We start from the raw sequence: 16,591 nt of genomic DNA on the forward strand, positions 1-16,591 counted from the left end.
CTCATCCGGATTTGTGCGACATCTTTTAAGGTTACCAGCGAATCTTTGTCGCTCATCCCGATTTGCACGACACCTTTTAAGGTTACCAGCGAATCCTTGTCGCTCATCCAAGTTTACCTAGCTTACGCCTCGTCAAGAAAGGAACAAGAAGAAGCTCATCGCCTAGTGACCACTCATTGATAATGTGTGTTCTTTTTATTTCCTAATACATTAAAGTGCTTTTGCAAAGCCCTCGTATACGTACGGACGCTAAAATCAGCCTGGCACCATTGCATCAGGCTCTGGGCAGTCATGATTCGTTGAGGAAAAAGCAACATAAACTCTTTCGCGCTCCTCACAATTGCAGCTTCACTCTTTTCCTCGCAGCCGCAGTTTCTACAAATCAAAACCTGTTGGTTCTTCGTAGTCATCCTACAAAGGCATTTTCCACAAAAAATACCCTTCTCAACCCCCTCATACGTATACGCCGGCAACTTGGAATATCGGCTGCCATCCTTATTCGATGTTAATAGAATATTAGCCAGTTTTTTATGGCCATCATGTAGTTTGGAAGGCCGGCTATCCATTTCGGCCATGAACCGTTTTACTTGGGTCGGAAGAATGATAGGCTTATCTTCTGGGGCATTGTATAAGGTGAATTCAGGATTATTGAAGACCAAGGTGGAGCGAACGAGGAAATTTAGCTTGTTGTCCCGGAGGTATTGATTGAAAAGATGAGTGCTTCTGTTAAGCTGGTCGAGGGGATTCTTGCATTTACGGCCTGTCAGCTTCGAGTAAATGTCGCCATCTCTCCACACATACTCACCTTTGTAATACTTCACATCAACCAAGTCGATGATCCCTTCCGAAATAATAAACGAATCAACTTGGAAATCGGAACGGTTCGCCTCGAGCAACATATCATTCAAAATGAACCTCTCTTCTTTAAGCTTCGCAGAAAGCTTGTCGAATGCCACCTCCCCCTCAAACCCCATTTCCAAATTTGCCAAATAAAACTTTTCACTCTTAGTCAACACAATGCGCGCGTTCAAAGACCGCATGGAAAGCAGCTCCGCAGATTCCGTTCGTTCCTTCAGTATCATAAACTCAACTTCCTTTCACGTATTCTAACCTTAATTTCACAGAATCCGATTATGGAACCATCATCTGAATGTGAATATTCCGTTAATTTTTTCTTTTTGGGAAAATTGGCCCATACACCAAGACCCGCCCATCCAAACCCAGCCGGCAAATACGCCGGTCCCAACAAAAAACGCCCCCGCTACAACCGCAACACCGGTTATAACGGAGGCTTTTCCTTCATACAACGTACACTAGATTACCCCTTGTATCCGCAAAATAATTTCTGCAATGAGTGCGGACCCAAGATAGGTGCCAAGCAGGACACACATTCCGATGATGATTGTTTTCCAACCAAGCTTTGCGAAGTCTGCCCAGGAGCGGCCAATCGAGATGCCGGCATAGGCAAGAATAGGGGTAGCAATCGCTAACAGATTTACCTGTGCCGTCCATTCCACAATCTTTTCCTGGAATGGCATGCCCGGAATCGTAATAATGAATCCGATAATTCCAATGTAGGCAATGCTCGGGATCTTTTTAAACGGAAGGGCTTTATGGATAATCAACCCGAGCAAACCGAGTGCTACCAACACAAGCAGTCCCGGAAGCGCTGCGAGTGGCATAACCTCATACCCAATCCAGTTTCCAAGAAGAATTAATAATGAAACAATGATGAACAATACTACCCATTCCTGTATGCTTTTTAACATTGGTGATTAGGCCCCCTTCGCTTCCACATTAACTTCTTCTTTTTTGCTTTTCCTTCTTGCCAGGACATTGTACAGTTTTTCGGTTAACGGCAAGCCGATAAAAATACTCGCGTATAATCCGGTGACAGAAGTTAGAAGGTTGCTGGCTCCTGAAAATGCGGCAATTTCGTCCGCCATCTCCGGATAAGCCGCCACGAGCGGCCCAAGCGAAGCAGCAGCCATACTACCGCTTCCTATGCCCGTTGCCATCCCGAATGAATACGGATGCAGCGGCGTGGCTGTCGCCAGGAATCCTGAGATGAGCCCAAGGAAAATCGATCCAAAGACTGTACCGAAAATATACATGGCCATCACACCGCGTCCCTCCGGAGACGAAAGGCCGTATTTATCGGTGATAAGCGCCAGGTTTGATTCACGGCCAATTGAATGCGTCATCCCAATGCTTTCTCTCTTCAAACCTAGTAAAACAGCTACCGGCAAGGCTAAGATAATCGTACCGAGGTTTCCTAACTCCTGGAGAAGGAGCGCAGGGCCTGCTTCAATCAGCAGCGGTAAAGACGGGCCTGCCTGGACCCCAAATTTAGCGACCAATAGAGTCAAGGTAATAAACACGAGAGATTCAGCATTCTCGGACTGCTTTTTCGAAACAGCCGGCGTAAAATAGACGGCAATCCCGATGATGACCGCATACAGCATCGGCAACAATAGAATAACCCCTACCCCGACAGTAATTTTATGTGTGCCAATCAGTTCGGCAACAACGACAATGGCGAGTACGGTTAGATGCAAGCGCCAATCCTTCCATAGATGCATAGTATTTTCACTCATGTTCTTCTCCTCCTTTTGTCATTCCTACCTATTTCAAAAGCTTTGTTAAAGAAGGATGTTCATTTGCGCTTGAATCAATCCTATTCAAAACAACAAGATCCCCTCACACAGCCTTCAAAAACCAACTTAGCTCACTGCCTCCTTCGCGGCGGCCGCTTTTCGACAAATTCCGGGTGGTGCCTGGCACTGTTCGGTTTTTGACAAATTCCCGGTGGTGCCTGGCACAGTTCGGCTTCCGACAAATTCCGAGGGGTGCCTGGCACTGTTCGGTTAGCTTACTGCCTCTTTCGCATGGACGTTCATGTATTCCAATGTTGCTTTTCCAAGTATCTTTGCGGCAATTAACAGGGCGCGCTCATCAATATCGAATTTGGGGTGATGATGCGGGTAGGAGTCCTTCCACTCCGGGTTCTTTGCCCCGGTAAAGAAGAACGTGCCTTTCACATGCTGCAGGTAGTAGGCATAATCCTCGCCGCCCATGACCGGTTCCGTCTCCGCCACCCTCTCCACGCCAGGCACATCCTCCGCCAACCGGGCGACAAATTCCGTTTCCTCCTTATGGTTGACAAGGGTTGGGTAGCCGCGGGAATACGTGAACTCATAGTCCGCACCACTCACCTCACACGTTCCGCGAACAACCCTTTCCATTTCCTTTTCTATAAACGTGCGGGTCTCTTCTTTAAAAGTCCTGACGGTTCCGATCATTTCGGCAGTATCCGCGATGACATTGTACGGATTTTTCGCAACGAATGACGTGACCGATACAACCGCGGAGTCCAAAGGATCGACCTTCCTGCTTACAATCTGCTGGAGATTGCTAATGAGCTGGCCTCCGACTACGATACTATCAACCGTTTGATGCGGATAGGCCCCATGCCCTCCTCGCCCCTGGATTTTAATATCAAACCGGTCGGGAGCGGCCTGGACGGCACCAACCCGGTACCCAACTTCACCCAGAGGCATTTGCGCCTGTAAATGCGTACCGAAAATCACATCGACTCCATCCAGGCAGCCATCCTCGATCATCGAAATCGCACCGCCCGGAGGCAATTCTTCCGCATGCTGGTGGATAAAGACGACCGTGCCTTTCAACTCCTGCTTCATCCCATTCAAAACCTTGGCCAGGCCGAGTAATGACGCAGTATGGCCGTCATGGCCGCACGCATGCATCACCCCGTCATTTTTCGACTTAAATGGCAAATCCGTTTGTTCAAAAATCGGCAGGGCGTCAAAGTCAGCCCGCAATGCGACAACCGGGCCAGGACGGTCCCCCCTTAAATAGGCAACGACCCCATTGCCGCCAACGCCTGTCCGGACTTCGTGCCCAAGGCCTCGGTGGTAATCGGCTATGTATTCCGCTGTTTTCACTTCCTCAAAAGACAACTCCGGATATTCATGCAAAAATCTCCGAATAGAAACTATTTCATCATAGATTTCATCCAGCTTTTCAAAAAAGTCCTGCATACAAAATCCCTCCCGATTATTCGATCATTCCTTCCGTGATCACGGGGTTCATACTCGTGTATACTTCCCCCGTGTGACCCGTACCCACTCGCCATTGATAAAGTAATTGACCCGCATCCACGCGCGATTGATATAGCAAAAGAATGTTTGAGCCAGCCTTCCTCCCCTCTTCTCTTTTTATAAAAACAGTCGCAGTGGTCGTGCTCCGTTACGGTTAATTAAATATTCTAAATTTTAAATACAAAAATAGCAACCCTCAATTTTCTTCCCCAAGGATTGCCAACCCCCAATAGTCCCGCCATCATTGGGTTTGTGATATGATAGATTAGTTGTAAAGCAAGTGAAAGGATGTGCAAGTAGTAGTGTCAAACATAGGCAGAAATGACAAGTGCCCATGTGGGAGCGGAAAGAAGTACAAGAAATGCTGCGGCAAGGGGTCCGTTGTCCAATTGGACCAGCTGCTCGACAAGGAATTGCAGGAATTACAAGCCGATATGATCAGATACACATGGGCTAACCATGAAAAAGAAATCAGGGATTACCTAAAGGAGCATTACAAAAACCACCCGGTTCCGAAAGAGGCAATTGAGGTGTTCGAATTTTGCGCGCTAACATGGTTTGCCACGTCCCTTGAGAAAAATGGCAAAACCGTCATAGATGAATACCTCGACTCTTTCGCCAAAACCATTTCCAGGCCAAAGGTAAAAGCAATGGCCGAGGCGTGGCGAAACAGCTATCCTTCTGTCTTCCGGGCAGCCGGATTGGAGAATGGCAACTTCCTAACAGTTGAGGATGTATTTACAAAAGAAACGTCCCAAATAAAATTACTCCAACCGGATTATTTACCTGAACAAGGCGATCTCATGATTGGAACAGTCCTTCTGTCAGAGCCGAAAGTGTTCTTTGGAACCTTCTTCAACATTCCAGCCCACCTGGCGAATGAAGTTAAAAGAGAAATTCTCGCATTGTATAAGGAAACCGGTAATGGCAACCCTAAATCCTTCATGAAGGATTCTTACCTAGTCGCCGTTGACCGCTTCATGTTCCCGGAACCCCTCACCATTATGGACGGGTGGAAATGGCCTTCCGAAAAACACCGGAAAGTCGCGGAAGCATACCAGGAATACATAAACGAAATAGATGGCCCAATAACATTGGTCAACCTCGGCCTAAAACTTTGGATCCAATACACGAATAAGGCAAACCCTGCGATCCGGAACCCTCAAATCTATACAGCCGCGCTCATCTATTTGACGCTGTCACACAGTCCAAATTCCGCTTCAATCTCTCAAAAGCAATTGGCTGAAGCATACGGAACTTCCCCCGGCAGCATCTCAAGCAAATACCGGGACATGAAAAAAATCCTCAAGGACGAGCTCGAGGAAATAGGGGAAATTAGCACGTCAGCATAACCTGACGTACAAGTCTGCCAAAATACAAAAACAGCCCGTTAAGCAACTCAAATAGCTTAACGGGCTGGTTTTAATGTTTGGCATATGATCCATTTGAGAAATAGTGTATTCGATATATGACCAAGAAAAATTATATATTCGAGAAAACAAGATCTTTAAAATCTGATAAAGATGACGCATTTTTCAACAATTCAAAGACATTCTGATTTTCAAATAAAGATAGTATGGAGTCATATATAGTTAAAAATATTTGCTTATCAAGTTTGTTGATGGCTATAAGCAAGACTACGTGTACAATATTATCTCCCCAAGTGATTCCACTCCTGCTAACTGCTATGCCAATATTTGTTTGTAGAGCATTCATATGAACAGAATGTGGTATGGCCACTTGTCCAAAAGAAGTAGAAGATGCGTCCTCCCTTTCAAATACGTTTGCTTTGAAAGAGTGAGAAACAAAGCCCATCTTTTCCATTTCATCACATAAAGTTTCAATAACCTCTTCTTTAGAGATGTCTTCTACCTTAAAGAACAGTTCTTCATTGAAATATTTTTCGAAATTGTTGAAAATAATTTCTCTTTTCCTCGTTTGCTGAATTTCATGTATTTTCCCATGAATCCCCTTCTTTTGATTTTCAATGTGGAATGGGGAAATCACTACGGATGGATAATAATTATTCCTGTTATCATCAATAACTGTAATCAATAAATCGAAAGAATAGTTCTCTACTTCTTCATAACTGGATATTATAGCCTCAATAGAAATATCATTAGAAAACTCCAGTAATAATTGATTATAAACTTTTGTTTCAAGACCTAAATAATCCGGGCAAAGGAGTATACACTTTAATTTGTCTGTTGTTGATTTTTGACGATCGATTTCTGAACCAATATGGATCGCAATAAAAGCGGTTTCATCTTCTTTTATAACAATTTTATAAATATCAGAAAGTCTCAATGATACAAAAATTGCAATATCGTAGATAATTGGACAATCACGCTTTATATTTTCTAAAAAGGGATTTTTATTATATTTTTTTAAAGAAGCTCTAGTCACTAATGACTTAATGTGTAATCCAAATGGAATGATAAAGCCTTCATGGTTTAAATCAATTGAATATAAATCTAAGACCTCATCAATTATTCCAGAAACGGTGTTCAAATAGTCTGGGCCAATAATATTTTTTAATTGATGGTAATTGGAGTTAATCAAATAATTCACTTTTGTTTTAAAAAGAATGTAAATTTCATTTCTCTCATAAGAATTTAGACTAATGGAAAAATCTTTTTCAATTCTTTCTGATAATTTTTCAATAAGCGCCATTTCTTCGGGATTTTCCGTAATAATTTCTTGAATGTCTGAAAGATAGTGTCCTTTTTTAACCCTATCAATAAGAATAGAAAAATGTAATAACAAGTTCATATAAGAAAAATTGTTTAGATAATAATTGCTTTTTACAAAAAAGTCATCAATGATTTTAGAAATTTTCTCTATATCTTCTTCGTTAAAAGATTGTTTTAATGTATTTGTGTCAATAATCCGGTTATTTGTTTCTTCAAAAATCACATTGGATAATAACGAGCGCTTATCTTTTTCCATACCTACTATATGCACGGTATCATTTTGGGTAGAAAAACGAACATTGAACTTTTGAAAAGTAGTATTCATTTTAGAAAGGTCAGCTTTAAGAGTAGAGTAGCCGATAAACAATTCATTGCAAAGATCGAATACGTTTAGATGTTTGTGTTCCACTAATATTTTTTTGATAATATAAAAGGCTCTTTCGGAGTAGTTTTGCGGCAGAGAGTGTTGTTTAGCTAATAAAGAAAGAGCATCCTGTTTGTTAATTAAATAGCCTTTATTAAAAGAGTGAATGATCTTATTATCTGTCATCATGTTAATATCTTTTGTATAAGTTTTAACTGTGCGAACTGAAACATCTAAAAGTTTCGCCAATTCAGAAGCAGAGCAAGGGGATTGTTGCTCCATTAAATAAAGTAGTAATCTCCTCTTCTTGTCAGTCACGGTACCTCTCCCCCACCTCATACTAAAATGTTTAACTAATTATATCTAACCTGGTTATTAATTCAACTTGCTAATTGCACTGTATGGTGCAATTTTTTTGTTTCTTTTTTTGCACTCTGCCGTGCAAAAGACAAGTGGAGGCATTTCAGATTTTAGTCAATAATAAAGACAATAAAACAAAGGGGGATATTCTTCTATGGAAAACCTGAACATTTTATTATGTTGTGGAGCAGGAATGTCTAGTGGATTCTTAGCACAAAAAGCAAGAAAGGCTGCAAAAAAGAGGGAGTTAAATGTAACTATTGATGCAAAAGGTGAAACTGAAGCAGCTGCATACTTATCATCTGTAGATGTTTTGTTATTAGGTCCCCACTATGAAACTTACAAAGACGAGTTTGCAGAATTAGGAAAACCATTCAATGTACCTGTAGAAGTCATTCCTAAAAAAATTTACGGTACTTTAGATGGAGACCAGTTACTGGATTTTGCTTTAGATATTATTAGAAATAAAAAATAACGTAGGGGGCAGGAAATATGAAGGCTTTTATGAAATGGATAAGTGATTCGTTTGCTCCAAAAATGCAAAAGATTGTTAGGAATCCTTGGATGGCAGCACTATCAAGCGCTATGCAAAAAATTATTCCGTTCATTTTAGTTGGTGCATCTATTTTTCTATATAATGTCTTGCGATCCTATATACAAGCACTTCCAGACTTAGGGAAGATTGCCGACTACTCATTTGGAATGTTAGGGTTGTTAATTGCCTTCATGATGACAAACCAGCTGATGGAAAAGCTGCGGCATCCAGGTTACATGGTAAGTGCCGGATTAACAGCAATCTGTGTATTTATGATGTTTATTAACCCGACATTTGATGATAACGGAATGATGACTGTAGCGTTTGGACGTTTTGGCCCCACAGGAATTATAGTGGGAATCATTGCAGGGATTTTTGTCGGGTTTATTTTTAATATGTTCGGAAAGCTGAAGCTGTTACGTGATTCCAACTTACCGGTTTTCGTCGTTGAATGGATTAACAATATCTTTCCGATCATAACATCAATCGGATTAACTGCTTTATTAACATTCAAATTTAAGTTAGATATCTTTGATTTGATTATTAAAGCATTTTCTCCTATCCAATCATTTGGACAAACCTTACCAGGATTTATTTTAATCGTTTTTATTATGACTTTCTTCTACTCATTAGGAATTTCCGCATGGTTTTGGAGCGCGCTCACAACACCAATTTATATGGCAGGGATTTCAGCTAATATTGATGCAGCAGCGCAAGGTTTGCCTGCTACAAATATTGTAACAATTGAAACGGTTTTCACAGCCGCGCTTATTACAATGGGGGGAGTAGGAGCTACGTTAGGCTTAAACCTACTAATGCTTTTCTCTAAATCAAGAGATTTAAAAACGATAGGCAAAATCTCTATCTTGCCTTCTATATTTAATATTAATGAGCCCCTAATGTTTAGCGCGCCTGTTGTGATGAATCCATTTCTAATGTTGCCTTTGTGGATTAATGCCATCACGGGACCAGTAGTCATTTGGACTGTAATGAAATCCGGTTTATTGAATATACCAGATAAAATGGTTTATGTCGGGCAAATTCCAGCGCCTTTTTCAAGAGTTATGATAACGCAGGATTTACGAGCCATTATCGTTTTTCTTGTCCTGTTAGGAATCTATCTTTTAACTTGGTACCCATTCTTTAAAGTATATGAAAAAGAAAAATTGAAAGAAGAAGAACTTGAAGAAACAACTAGCCCAATAGGAGCTTAAACAAATACATTAAAGGATTGGTGAAATAAATAATGTCTGATGCTAGAGAGAATGTAAATGAAGAAAACGAATTAATTTCTGCTGCTATGCAGATCATCTTACATGCGGGTGATGCAAGAGTGGTTGCTGACGAAGCATTTAAGTGTGCAAAAGAAGCTGACTTTCAGGCTGCACATGAAAAAATGAAAGAAGCAGATAAAGAAATCTTAAAAGCACACCGAGCCCAAACACAAGTCATTCAGGATGAAACACGAGGAATCACGCACGAACCTTCCTTATTGTTCAACCATGCCCAGGACCATTTGATGACAATCATGTCTGAGATACGGATGACTAAAAAAATGATTGAGTTATATGAGCTAATCGTAAATCGTAAATAAAAGTTCCAAAAGAAGGAGAATAAACGAATGAGTAATTTATCTTTCCCAAAAGATTTTCTTTTTGGCGGAGCAGTCGCGGCTTGTCAAATTGAAGGCGCATTTGATGCAGACGGAAGGGGTCTTTCAACTTCCGATCTGCATAAATATAACTCTAAAATGGATAGAGGCAATATCAAATACGAAGGTGGAGGAACACTTCAGACGATTATAGAAAGAATGAATGATAAAGAAGGTTATTACCCTAAAAGACATGGGATAGACTTTTATCATACCTACGAGCAAGACTTGGCTTTGTTAGCGGAGCTTGGATTGAAGACGTTTAGAACGAGCATCTCTTGGTCAAGAATTTTTCCAAGAGGGGATGAAGAATTTCCAAATGAAAAAGGCCTTGCATTCTATGATAAGTTAATCGACGAAATTATATCGAATGGCATGGTACCGATCATTACAATGGCCCATTATGATATCCCTCTCACTCTTGTTACCGAATACGGAGGCTTTGCCAATAGAAAAGTGACTGACTTTTTTGTAAGATATGCCAAAGTTCTATTAGAAAGATTCGGGGAAAAAGTACCATATTGGATTGTTTTTAACCAAGTCAATTTAGTCCCGACAGTTCAATTTGGTTCATTGGGGTTATGTGATGACCAAGCAGAAAATATGGAAGAATTAATGTACCAAGCCGTTCATAATCAGTTTGTCGCGACAGCTAGAGTGAAAGAAATCGCAAAAAATATGGGCCTGACGACTAAAATTGGAACCATGGTTTCAGATTGCACACGATATCCAGCTTCATGTAAGCCAGAAGATATTGTATGGACCATGAAAAAAAATAGAATGCAATATTTCTTTACAGACGTTCAGCTCAATGGGGAATACCCTCAATATGCCCTAAAGTATTTTTCCGACAACAACATCTCCATAACAATGGAAGATGGAGATCAAGAGCTGCTGGCAAACAATAAGATGGAATTTTTAGGGATAAGCTACTATTCCACTTATATCGTCGATTATGAAAAAAACACTATGGCTATTAACTCTTACGAACAAAACCCTTACTTGAAACCCACTCCTTGGAATTGGAGAGTAGATCCTCTAGGTTTCTATAATAGCATTTCACAATACTGGGATCGATATAAAGTGCCTATTATCATTGCAGAAAATGGATACGGAGCTATCGACAAGCTAGAAGATGGAACCGTCCATGATGACTACCGGGTCGATTACTACCGAGTCCATCTGAAAGTATTGAAGGAATGCATGGATGAAGGCGTGGAAGTTCTAGCTTATCTCGCTTGGGCTCCAATTGATATTGTCAGCTCTTCAAGCAGTGAAATGAGTAAAAGATACGGTTTTATTTATGTTGACATCGATGATGATGGACAAGGCTCCCGAAAGAGAATTAAAAAAGATAGCTTTTCTTGGTATCAGAAAGTTATTCATACTCATGGTGAATCTTTATATGAAACAAAAGACTCTTTACCACCTTTGTTAAAATAATTGCCCGGACATCCCTCATCAAAAACTAGAATCATCACTTCAGCATAACTTGGGTGGTGAGCATGTCAAAATACAAAACCAGCCCGTTAAGCAACTCAAATAGCTTAACGGGCTGGTTTTTCAAATGCGCTATTTAGATTAACTGATAGCAATTTTACAGGCCAACAAACAGCGAGAACTGCCTTTGGACTAGGCCCCCCATCTTTAAAAAGCAATCAACTTTACGATGATTTTATTACCTTCATCCCAAAAGTTAAAATTTCAAAACTATTTTTAAGAATAAACCCGTAATTACTCTTATGGTCAATTACGATATCGCCATCCAGATCACTGACAGTATGCCGGTCAATGACGATTGTAATTTCGCCTTCTTTAAATACTTCTTCATCTTTTATTTGCTCAACCTGAGCAAGTTCGTACACATAGGTAGCCCCTCAACCGGTTGTTCGAACTTGATTAATCTTAATAATCGGTTCGGCACCAAATACATGAACAAGCTGCTGTTTTGCATCATTACTAATTGTAACTTTCATCCTTCTCACCTCAATACTAATGTACCCTTCCTCCGCTGCCTTAAGCAAACTCTGTAAACTGCAATGTAATCTCGGAAAAAATTGCACTTTCAGTATTTACAGATTCTTCACCGCAAAAAGTGGTTTTTGCAAATATGTTGATTTACGCTACAGGCGCTTCGCTTTCCGCGGGCAGTCCGGGAGCCTCCTCGGCAAAACCCATGCCTGCGGGGTCTCCCCTGGCCAGCTTTTCCCGCAGGAGTCTGCGCGCCTTTCGCTCCAACCAACATTTAAATTAAGTATTTAATCCTAAACCAGCATTTATGGCGAAGAACCTTTTTACAATTTTATTACCATACTTTCACTCCCCCTTCACACTCTATTCATTTACGTTCATTAAACTTTAAGAGACTACTGAATGGAGGGATTTTAAATGTTGATGAAAAGTTTTTTCAGAAATGTCATGATGTCTGCGGCAATTGTCGGTATTGGAACTGGAGCAGTCAGCCAGGTACAGGCGGCGGAAACGATTAAGCCTTCTCTTAATCCAAACAAAATCTTAAATGTTTCGCATCGCGGTGCATCCGGGCACGCTCCTGAGCATACACTTCCCGCTTACGAGCTCGGCCAGCAAATGAAAGGCGACTACATAGAAATTGACCTCCAAATGACAAAAGATGGCGAATTGATTGCCATGCATGATGAAACGTTGGACCGTACAACGAATGGGACCGGCCATGTTAAGGATTTTACACTCGCGGAAATCAAGCAGCTTGATGCTGGTTCCTGGTTCAATGAGAAGTATCCGGAGTATGCCAAGCCTGAGTACGCGGGCCTTAAAGTTCCGACATTGCAGGAAGTCATTGAAACATTCGGGACCGGCGCCCGCTATTACATCGAAACAAAATCTCCCGGAGTTTACCCTGGCATGGAAGAAAAACTAGTGGAAATCCTGAACGAGTATAAATTGACAGGGAAAAATGTGCCTTCCAGCAAAGTCATCGTTCAATCATTCAGCGCGGACAGCCTGAAAATGGTCCATGAACTGGATCCGACCATCCCATTGGTCCAGCTGCTTTGGTACGATCAGCCAGCGACCGTGACTGATGAAGAGCTGGAAGAGTACAAATCTTATAGCATCGGACTTGGCATGAATTATGGCAAAATCGATAAAGCCTATGTACAAAAGGTCCGCGACAGCGGCCTGTTGATCCACCCCTATACAGTGAACGAAACAGCCGATATGGAAAAACTGCTCGACTGGGGCGTAACAGGAATGTTCACCAACTTCCCTGACCGCCTCCAAGAAGTCCTGAAAAATCGCAACTCATAAAATAAGCCTTTATTGATAAAAGACATAAGAAATGACGTGTGAATTTGCACACGTCATTTCTTGTTTCATTATTCTTCTTCAGATGCCCGATTCTTTTGTTCAGGAAGGGTGTCCCAGATGCTTTCCTCGTATTTTTAAGGTGTCCAGCCCTGTTATTTTCTAGCCGTTTAATATTTATTGAATATCCCTCTTATGAACCTTTGCGCATATAAAAAAAAACTGGTAATGTGTTTATAATTTTTTCTGTTTATTTACTTTAGTTTTTAAATCCCTTAACAAAAAAGCGAGACCAGCAAGGGTAGCTATATTTATCCAGTATTGATGAATGCTATTGTCTGATAACAACTTATATATAAAACTCTTTGGCACTGGATCTTCGTTAGATAAAATTTTCAAATTAATTTTATTTTGGTTGTTATCAACGACTTCTAACGGTTTATTATCTATCACAAAGTTTACAGTTTCATATTTTGGTAAATCCAAAAAAACTATTCCGAAAATATGATGTGCAATATAAAACAATAACATTATTATCGATAGATAATACACAACAGCATTCATGTTCAGAAAATGTTTAAATATAAATATTTTAAACTTGCTTTGTTCTGATTTGTTAAAATGAATACTATTAATTTGTTCTAAGCTATAACCATGTTTGTCTATTAAATATTTAGCAATATTTTCATATTTTTTCTCAGCGGATCCAATGGTGTAGTTTCCCACCAAAAGGATTATAAGAGTGTAAACGATTAAACAAAAGAAAAGAAACGTTGTTAAGGTAAAATACATAAAAACACCTCGCTAGAATAATAAATATGTATTGAATTATTTTACGGTTTTGGTCTTTTCCGAAAAAAATTGGCCATTAAGTATTAAGATTCTAAAATCCAATGTGTTCCCCAAATTAAAAACCCGCCAAGTCACATTCCGTCTGGCGGGTTCCCTTACAACTATACCAATTCGCACCATTTTCTTTACACCCAGTATGGGACAACCAGGCTTTGAAACAAGAAAAATCGGGGATTGGTACTCAGACACAATTAAAATTATGTATTTAAATTATTCCCTAAGATTCCATCTGGATTCGTCCTCAAGTAACCACCGCCCTGCTCTTCCGTCAGACTAGTTGCTGGATTGCCATCGCCATCCCGGTAGTAGCCATCAACATATGTTCCGTCTGCCCGGTAATAGCCGCTCACTTCATGCGGAGTTACATGAGTAGTTCCTGGCGCCTCCGTTGTTTCAGCTGTATCTGCCATTCCCAGTTGCGTATCGGGAGACTCAACATGCTGAATATTCATGGTATCATCTCCACCGTCTATTCCAACTTCACCATTCGCCAAATTCTGGTTCTCCATAGGATCGCCAATATCGATTCCATCCACCATATCAACTATACCCACAGCCAACGTGCCAATCGCCACTGTCTTTGCTATATTTTTTACACCTTGTTTAATCCGTTCATCATCATTAGTCGCAAAACCTTCAAATACTTCTTTGCCGTTATGGATGGTCCCTTTGGCGGTTTCATACACCCCTTTAGCCGTGCGCGATACAGAGCTACCAATATCATTGAAGCCTTTCTCTATCTTGCTATCATCATTTTGAACGAATCCGGATGCGGCATTCCAGGCACCGTCTGCAACCTGCCCTACTGTATCTCCGGCAAACTCGGACGCTTTTATTACGCCATCTCCGACCTCTTTAATAAACTTGCTTCCTGTCACTTCCCCAACGACATTTACAGCACCGCCAATTACAAATCCGGCAGCCTGTCCGGTAAATCTCCCTAATTCACGCAAAAATCCCATTATTTTATCCCCCTTTGGCAAAATAAAAGAACCCACAAAAACAGTGGATTCTTTTTTCATATCCATCTATTTTCGGCGACCCGGCTGCCATTGCAATTGCTTTAGGCCCGTGGCTTTGCGTCCCTGCCTTTCAGCAGGTTTGCCGTTATCGAATAGTTCTTTTATAGGATTATATTACCATTATCCTTTGATATTTCAACTATTTTTTACAATTTTAATCATTTTTCTACGCATTATTACCTATTTTCCAACATAAATATTACAAACAAAGGCCGTTATCTAACTCTTGGGCTTGCTTTACATTTTATTTTTTAACATAGAAACTCCTCAATATGACGTAATATCACGCACTTTTCCCTCCTTCATCCCAGCAAAATAAAACCTTTTAAGAGTAAAAAATACGGAAGCCAAAGCTCCCGCATCCCAGAGTTCATTTTATAGACGTAAAACCACTGTGCTTCCTTTCGAATCAACAAATTTTTAAATTGTAAGCACTAGAACCGTCCCCTTGCTTCCGCACCCCGCCGGGTAAAAACAAAAAAACGCCACCGCCAGAACCAGGTTAGTGGTTCTAACAGGGACGCTACTCAATCTTGTCTTTGCGTATCTTTCCAGTCCTACCTATTCGTCCGCTTCTTCTTCAGACGCCCTATTCTTTTGTTCAGGAAGGGTGTCCCAGAAGCTTGTGTCTGCTTTATCAATCGATCCGTCGGCTATTGCATTTACGGCTGCATCCAAGGTTTCGACCGTTTGTTTGATCAGATAGCCATTGCTCTTTTGGCCGAGGGCATAGGATTCAATATAATGGTCGGACATCCCACGCATTTCAAAAAGGAGTGTTGAAATACCATAACGGACAGCAGCTCCATTGCGCCCGATTCTTTCCTCTGAGCCTCCGACATATTTGCCGATATGCCCCCAGCCCTTGCTTTCAAGTTCATTATAGACAATCGCCCCAAGCTTCTTGGATTTTTCAAGAACCTCAGGTTTGACGTTTTCGTTCGTCGGATAGAGGATGGAACCGGAAACCAATTGTCCTTCCGTTTCACTCCTCGTTCCCTGGTGGTGCAGGTCAATCATATAATCGATTTTGTACTTTTGGAATACATTTTCATGAAGCGCGCGCACTTCAGGCTGCATCGCTGATGTGGCTTTGTCATGCTCCCGGTTTAAGTCCACTTCATTGGCATTGTAGCGGGTTAAGTGGCGGTCGCCGTCCGCAAGATAATGATCCAATGAGAAATTCACATCGCCCATAGCACCATCAGCATTCAGCATCGGAATAATGAGAACGTTTACATTATTCAGCACACCCTTTGTTTTCCCAGTCCCTAGATGCTTGATGAATTCCATGGCGCCTTCGGTTGTCAGCTGTTCATTGCCATGCTGCTGTGTCAGGAACAGGATGGTCGGATTAGAAGGGTTGGAAATGTATTTCGCCACGTAAATATCCCGGCCCTTCACGGTTTTGCCGATGACTTCAAGTTCCATCGCAGCCTGCTTTGCGTCCTGGGTTTTCAGGTATTCAACCATACTTTCATACGTATGTAAAATAGATGTCTGGATGGACCCATTCCCAGCACTCGGGCCATTACCCACAGCGCCAACGGGCAGACCAACCGCGGTAATTCCGCCAAAAGCCAACAGCCCTGATAGTGAAAAAGCTAAAACCTTCTTCTTATTCTTCATCGAATCCCTCCAAAATTACATTTGCCCGAAATATCAGACAACATAAGTTTACTAATTTTACGGAGGAACTTTAATAGAC

15 protein-coding genes and 1 riboswitch are annotated in these 16,591 nt (G+C 41.2%); of the genes, 6 read left to right on the plus strand and 9 right to left on the minus strand.

Translation table 11 applies throughout. The annotated features are described in order from the left end of the window. Nucleotides 1–173: 173 nt before the first annotated feature. The 4 genes from ADU24_RS17235 to ADU24_RS17250 all read right to left on the minus strand — a co-directional run bounded on the left by ADU24_RS17235 (nt 174) and on the right by ADU24_RS17250 (nt 4,061). Nucleotides 174–1,082: a nuclease-related domain-containing protein gene (locus tag ADU24_RS17235; RefSeq protein ID WP_053367783.1), complete on the minus strand. Its 909-nt coding sequence runs from the start codon at nt 1,080–1,082 to the stop codon at nt 174–176. 231 nt (nt 1,083–1,313) lie between these two features. Further along, on the minus strand, nt 1,314–1,769 hold the full coding sequence (locus ADU24_RS17240; RefSeq protein ID WP_053367784.1) for a hypothetical protein: 456 nt from the start codon (nt 1,767–1,769) through the stop codon (nt 1,314–1,316). 6 nt (nt 1,770–1,775) lie between these two features. Beyond that, nucleotides 1,776–2,597 carry a DUF3100 domain-containing protein gene (locus ADU24_RS17245; RefSeq protein WP_053367785.1) on the minus strand — a complete coding sequence of 274 codons (822 nt, stop codon included), beginning with the start codon at nt 2,595–2,597 and terminating at the stop codon, nt 1,776–1,778. 270 nt (nt 2,598–2,867) lie between these two features. Continuing rightward, entirely contained in the window at nt 2,868–4,061 is a 1,194-nt protein-coding gene (locus ADU24_RS17250) for a M20 family metallopeptidase (protein ID WP_053367786.1), read from the minus strand. A gap of 362 nt (nt 4,062–4,423) precedes the next feature. Here ADU24_RS17250 and ADU24_RS17255 point away from each other — a divergent pair, with 362 nt between their 5' ends. After that, the gene (locus ADU24_RS17255; RefSeq protein ID WP_197277524.1) at nt 4,424–5,473 is read left to right on the plus strand and encodes an SEC-C metal-binding domain-containing protein; all 1,050 of its coding nucleotides are present in this window, start codon (nt 4,424–4,426) and stop codon (nt 5,471–5,473) included. A gap of 130 nt (nt 5,474–5,603) precedes the next feature. Here ADU24_RS17255 and ADU24_RS17260 read toward each other — a convergent pair whose 3' ends face one another. Next, nucleotides 5,604–7,496 carry a BglG family transcription antiterminator gene (locus ADU24_RS17260; protein WP_053367788.1) on the minus strand — a complete coding sequence of 631 codons (1,893 nt, stop codon included), beginning with the start codon at nt 7,494–7,496 and terminating at the stop codon, nt 5,604–5,606. Nucleotides 7,497–7,692: 196 nt separating this feature from the next. Between ADU24_RS17260 and ADU24_RS17265 the strand changes: the two genes are divergently transcribed. The 4 genes from ADU24_RS17265 to ADU24_RS17280 are packed head-to-tail and all read left to right on the plus strand — an operon-like array spanning nt 7,693 to nt 11,167. Then, nucleotides 7,693–8,013 (plus strand): PTS sugar transporter subunit IIB, encoded by a 321-nt coding sequence (locus tag ADU24_RS17265; protein ID WP_053367789.1) that lies wholly within the window; start codon nt 7,693–7,695, stop codon nt 8,011–8,013. Between the two features lie 17 nt (nt 8,014–8,030). After that, nucleotides 8,031–9,287, plus strand: coding sequence for a PTS transporter subunit EIIC (locus ADU24_RS17270; RefSeq protein ID WP_053367790.1), 1,257 nt, complete (start codon nt 8,031–8,033; stop codon nt 9,285–9,287). Nucleotides 9,288–9,319: 32 nt separating this feature from the next. After that, nucleotides 9,320–9,667 carry a PTS lactose/cellobiose transporter subunit IIA gene (locus ADU24_RS17275; RefSeq protein WP_053367791.1) on the plus strand — a complete coding sequence of 116 codons (348 nt, stop codon included), beginning with the start codon at nt 9,320–9,322 and terminating at the stop codon, nt 9,665–9,667. Between the two features lie 27 nt (nt 9,668–9,694). Beyond that, the gene (locus ADU24_RS17280; RefSeq protein WP_053367792.1) at nt 9,695–11,167 is read left to right on the plus strand and encodes a glycoside hydrolase family 1 protein; all 1,473 of its coding nucleotides are present in this window, start codon (nt 9,695–9,697) and stop codon (nt 11,165–11,167) included. A 221-nt stretch (nt 11,168–11,388) separates the two neighbouring features. Here ADU24_RS17280 and ADU24_RS17285 read toward each other — a convergent pair whose 3' ends face one another. Beyond that, the gene (locus ADU24_RS17285; RefSeq protein ID WP_053367793.1) at nt 11,389–11,589 is read right to left on the minus strand and encodes a hypothetical protein; all 201 of its coding nucleotides are present in this window, start codon (nt 11,587–11,589) and stop codon (nt 11,389–11,391) included. Between the two features lie 529 nt (nt 11,590–12,118). Between ADU24_RS17285 and ADU24_RS17290 the strand changes: the two genes are divergently transcribed. Beyond that, a complete protein-coding gene (locus tag ADU24_RS17290) occupies nt 12,119–13,012 on the plus strand; it encodes a glycerophosphodiester phosphodiesterase (RefSeq protein ID WP_053368982.1) in 894 nt (297 codons plus the stop codon). 231 nt (nt 13,013–13,243) lie between these two features. Here the strand turns inward: ADU24_RS17290 and ADU24_RS17295 are convergent, their stop codons facing one another. The 3 genes from ADU24_RS17295 to ADU24_RS17305 all read right to left on the minus strand — a co-directional run bounded on the left by ADU24_RS17295 (nt 13,244) and on the right by ADU24_RS17305 (nt 16,512). Next, the gene (locus tag ADU24_RS17295; RefSeq protein ID WP_053367794.1) at nt 13,244–13,801 is read right to left on the minus strand and encodes a hypothetical protein; all 558 of its coding nucleotides are present in this window, start codon (nt 13,799–13,801) and stop codon (nt 13,244–13,246) included. Nucleotides 13,802–14,058: 257 nt separating this feature from the next. Continuing rightward, a complete protein-coding gene (locus tag ADU24_RS23120; RefSeq protein WP_053367795.1) occupies nt 14,059–14,823 on the minus strand; it encodes a hypothetical protein in 765 nt (254 codons plus the stop codon). A gap of 71 nt (nt 14,824–14,894) precedes the next feature. After that, nucleotides 14,895–14,977: riboswitch (cyclic di-GMP riboswitch) on the minus strand. 467 nt (nt 14,978–15,444) lie between these two features. Beyond that, nucleotides 15,445–16,512, minus strand: coding sequence for a M14 family zinc carboxypeptidase (locus tag ADU24_RS17305; RefSeq protein WP_053367796.1), 1,068 nt, complete (start codon nt 16,510–16,512; stop codon nt 15,445–15,447). Between the last annotated feature and the right edge of the window lie 79 nt (nt 16,513–16,591).

The sequence above is a fragment of the Bacillus sp. FJAT-27245 genome (assembly GCF_001273955.1).
GTDB lineage: Bacteria > Bacillota > Bacilli > Bacillales > Cytobacillaceae > Bacillus_D.

Excerpts from the sequence above, each read along its gene's own strand:
- ADU24_RS17235 (WP_053367783.1), bottom strand. The coding sequence starts at position 1,082 with ATGATACTGAAGGAACGAACGGAATCTGCGGAGCTGCTTTCCATGCGG.
- ADU24_RS17240 (WP_053367784.1), bottom strand. The coding sequence starts at position 1,769 with ATGTTAAAAAGCATACAGGAATGGGTAGTATTGTTCATCATTGTTTCA.
- ADU24_RS17245 (WP_053367785.1), bottom strand. The coding sequence starts at position 2,597 with ATGAGTGAAAATACTATGCATCTATGGAAGGATTGGCGCTTGCATCTA.
- ADU24_RS17250 (WP_053367786.1), bottom strand. The coding sequence starts at position 4,061 with ATGCAGGACTTTTTTGAAAAGCTGGATGAAATCTATGATGAAATAGTT.
- ADU24_RS17265 (WP_053367789.1), top strand. The coding sequence starts at position 7,693 with ATGGAAAACCTGAACATTTTATTATGTTGTGGAGCAGGAATGTCTAGT.
- ADU24_RS17270 (WP_053367790.1), top strand. The coding sequence starts at position 8,031 with ATGAAGGCTTTTATGAAATGGATAAGTGATTCGTTTGCTCCAAAAATG.
- ADU24_RS17275 (WP_053367791.1), top strand. The coding sequence starts at position 9,320 with ATGTCTGATGCTAGAGAGAATGTAAATGAAGAAAACGAATTAATTTCT.
- ADU24_RS17280 (WP_053367792.1), top strand. The coding sequence starts at position 9,695 with ATGAGTAATTTATCTTTCCCAAAAGATTTTCTTTTTGGCGGAGCAGTC.
- ADU24_RS17290 (WP_053368982.1), top strand. The coding sequence starts at position 12,119 with ATGAAAAGTTTTTTCAGAAATGTCATGATGTCTGCGGCAATTGTCGGT.
- ADU24_RS17295 (WP_053367794.1), bottom strand. The coding sequence starts at position 13,801 with ATGTATTTTACCTTAACAACGTTTCTTTTCTTTTGTTTAATCGTTTAC.
- ADU24_RS23120 (WP_053367795.1), bottom strand. The coding sequence starts at position 14,823 with ATGGGATTTTTGCGTGAATTAGGGAGATTTACCGGACAGGCTGCCGGA.
- ADU24_RS17305 (WP_053367796.1), bottom strand. The coding sequence starts at position 16,512 with ATGAAGAATAAGAAGAAGGTTTTAGCTTTTTCACTATCAGGGCTGTTG.